The organism is Oleiphilus sp. HI0086, assembly GCF_001635225.1.
In genome coordinates, this window is the sequence record NZ_LWFZ01000242.1 from 1 (window position 1) to 3,521 (window position 3,521).

Genomic DNA, 3,521 nt, shown 5'->3' on the forward strand with positions numbered 1-3,521 from the left:
CAGAACCACGAATGGTCGGGCGTATAGGACGTTTAAAGCACCTTTTCACCCTTCGGATGAAGTAGCATACCCGAAATTGCTGCTCATTTTTATTGCCTAAGCCCCGGAATTTAGCTTCACAGCGCCCAAAGAAGGTCGTATTTTGGTCGATTTGACCGAAAAGTGCCTGGCGAATGGATCTTTAGCCGACAGTTGCCCCACCGGCCTGCCGCAAAGGCTGACAGTACATGGATTGAGAGCTTAGGAGCGTCAATTAAATAAACGAGTCTGCGATGGGCCGAACAGGCTGGGAGTCAGTGGTGGGGCTCGCTCTGGCGGCTGGTTGTGATGGTTAGTATCGGCTTTGGCCGCCTTCTGTTTGAGATGTTTAAGAATCTGCTCGATTATGTCCGGATCCTCAATGCTGGCAATCACTTTGACATGCCCTCCACAGTGCTCGCAAACCTCAATATCAATATTGAAGACTCGCTTAAGTCGCTGCATCCATGTCATGGCATGGTGCCGCTCTTCAGGGGTCTTATCGAGCCAGTCAGTATCGGCTGCTTCTAGTTTGTCAGGCTTTTTTCCGCGTTTAGCCGGTGTGACCTGAACACGGTGTTTGCTGTTCGGTGCGAAGACTCCGTGGAATCGGGTGAGGTTGACGCGCGGCTTGGGTACCAGTGCAGCCAGCTTGGCCATGAAGTCCATGGGTTCGAAGATCACATGGGTTGTGCCATTGCGATACGGGGTTTTGAGTTCATACCGAACGTGTCCATTGGAGGTCAATGCCAGGCGCTTTTCTGAAACAGCGGGTCGGCTAACGTAGCGGCAGAGCCGTTCGAGTTTATCCCTCTGATGTCCTTCGGCCATCACACCGGCGTGGAGTGAAAAACCTGCCACTTTAGCCGCTTGGCCATAGCCTGGCTTCTCACTTTCGCAATGAGGGAAGGTTTGCAGGGTGAAGACCTTACTCCCTTGCTGGGGGCCGGTGGCGATGCGGTAAGTCACCGAGGAACCGTGCATTTGCGTGAGTACATCTCCTCCTTCCTCGTCCAGCGTCAACCAGGTATTCTCGGCATCTCGCTCCAACAGACCGCGTTTTTCCAGGCAGCGAGCGACCCGGTGGCTGAGGGTGTTAACGAGCGCATTGAGTTCATGTTGAGTGGGTGCCTTGACCCGATGGAACCGCCGTTGGCCATAGGTATCTTCGGCGTATACGCCATCGAGAAATAGCATGTGGTAATGGACATTAAGGTTGAGCGCAGAACCAAAGCGTTGGATCAACGTCACTGCACCGGTTTGTGCGGTAGCCTTGGTAAAACCAGCCTGCCTAATTAAATGCGTAGAGACGGTGCGGTAGACAATGCCTAACACTTTACCCATCAGCTCTGGATGGCGAGCCAGCAGGAATCGTAACTGGAAGGGAAAGCTCAGCACCCACTGGCGTATGGGAACTTTGGGAAACACCTCATCCACCAAGAGCGCGGCACTCTCCGCCATCCGGCGGGCACCACAGCTGGGGCAGAACCCTCTGCGCTTGCAGCTAAATGCCACCAATCGTTCATGATGGCAATCCTCGCAGCGGACACGCAAAAAGCCATATTCCAGCCGACCACATTGGAGAAAATCTTCGAACTCTCTCTGAACGTAACGAGGCAAGCTTTGTCCCTGACCCTCCAACGAGGACTTAAAGACAGGATAATGTTCCTGAACCAATTGATAGAGGAGCGTCTTTTCGGGCTGATGGCGTTCATAGTATGGTGCTTGACTCGCCCAGACATTCCTTGCCGGTGACATGAGCATCCTCCTTGATACTGTTTATACATACAGCATATAGAAGAAGCTTCACTTAGCGAATATTGGCCGTAATTTTGTAAAAACAGTCCAACTGTTATGTCCGCTTATCTCACTTTCCAGAAGTAACCGATCAGATCAATATTGGCCAAAAAATCCTTGTTTATCGATCAGTCATGAAGGTCCGTTTTGCGGACAAAATTACCCTAGAATGTTGACCCAAATAGACGCGAGATCAATACGGGTACGGCAGTCTCTACGCGTAGAATTCTTTCGCCTAAATGAACTCCTTCAAAACCGGCTTCTTTGAGCTTGTTTACTTCATACTCAGTAAAGCCACCTTCGGGGCCGATGATTAAGGTGCAGGCTTCTTCGAGATGATGTGGGCAGACCTGTTCTTCTCTAGGGTGGGCGACTAGTTGGCGTGTACCTTTGGAAAGTGCAGGTAATTCATCTTCAACAAAGGGCTTGAAGCGCTTTTTGATATGAATTTCGGGCATCACGGTATCCTGAGCTTGTTCTAAGCCAAGGATGCAATTCTCTAGAATTTTTTCTTCACTTAGCCAGGGGCTTTGCCAAAAGCTCTTTTCTACCTTCCAGGCATTGAGGAAATAGATTTTCTTCACGCCCATTGTTGTGGCGGTTTGAATGATTCGCTTTAACATTTTTGGTCGGGGTAGACCAATAATGAGTGTTAAGGGGAGTGGTGCGGGCGCTTCTTTTTGCCACTCGATATCGAGTTTGGCAGACTCCGTAGTGAGAGCTGTAATAGTGGCTAGGCCAATTTGCTGATTGAGCAGGCCAACGCGTATGTTATCTCCAACTTTTGACTTTAGAGTCTCATGCATATGTTCGAGTTGACGACCGGAAATCTCAGCCAGTGTTTCGCTGTGCATATTTTCGGGGAATAACAGTAGCAGGTTCATCTAATTGTTATTCGCTTACAGGTTCTTCGTTGCGCTTCTTTTCGACGAGTTTTGAAAACAGCACTCCGACTTCAAAGAGAGCCCACATTGGAACTGCTAAAAGAGTTTGCGAAATAACATCTGGAGGCGTCAATAACATACCGATAACGAAGCAGCCAACCACGATGTAAGGGCGTTTTTCACTTAGGCTAGCTGAGCTGGTAATACCTGCCGCAACCAAAATAATGGTTGCGATTGGGATTTCGAAGGCTAAACCAAATGCGAAGAATAGCTTTAGAATGAAGTCAAGATAGCGACTGATATCGGTCATTACAGTGACGCCTTCAGGTGCGGCACTGGTGAAAAAGCCAAACACTAAAGGAAAGACGACAAAGTAAGCGAATGCCATGCCGAGATAGAACAATATTATGCTCGATAGCAGTAAAGGATAGGCGAGCCGTTTTTCGTTCTCATAGAGTGCAGGTGCGATAAAACCCCATATTTGAAAGAGCACATAAGGCATTGATATAAACAGTGCCGTCATTAGAGCCAGTTTGAAGGGGGTAAAGAAGGGTGATGCGACATCGGTCGCGATCATGGTGCTACCTTCGGGTAAAAAGACCCTAAGTGGCTCTGAGACAATCAGGTAGATATCGTTGGCAAAATAGTAAAGGCCTGCGAAGATCAATATAACGCAAAGCACAGAACGCAGGAGGCGTGTGCGCAATTCTATCAGATGGCTGATTAGAGGCTGGCCTTGGTCGACTACAGTGTCGTTTTCAGTTGCGTTGTCAGAAGTCTTACTCATGTCTTTACTATGCTTAGCTTATTACGGAGGCCATG

Annotated in this window: 3 protein-coding genes; all 3 read right to left on the reverse strand. The window is 49.0% G+C overall.

The genetic code is table 11. The annotated features are described in order from the left end of the window. Positions 1–249: 249 nt before the first annotated feature. A complete protein-coding gene (locus tag A3756_RS03175; RefSeq protein WP_068552922.1) occupies positions 250–1,776 on the reverse strand; it encodes an IS91 family transposase in 1,527 nt (508 codons plus the stop codon). A 203-nt stretch (positions 1,777–1,979) separates the two neighbouring features. After that, positions 1,980–2,699 carry a 16S rRNA (uracil(1498)-N(3))-methyltransferase gene (locus A3756_RS03180; RefSeq protein ID WP_068510498.1) on the reverse strand — a complete coding sequence of 240 codons (720 nt, stop codon included), beginning with the start codon at positions 2,697–2,699 and terminating at the stop codon, positions 1,980–1,982. Positions 2,700–2,706: 7 nt separating this feature from the next. After that, the gene (tatC, locus tag A3756_RS03185) at positions 2,707–3,486 is read right to left on the reverse strand and encodes a twin-arginine translocase subunit TatC (protein ID WP_068510193.1); all 780 of its coding nucleotides are present in this window, start codon (positions 3,484–3,486) and stop codon (positions 2,707–2,709) included. Positions 3,487–3,521 lie beyond the last annotated feature (35 nt).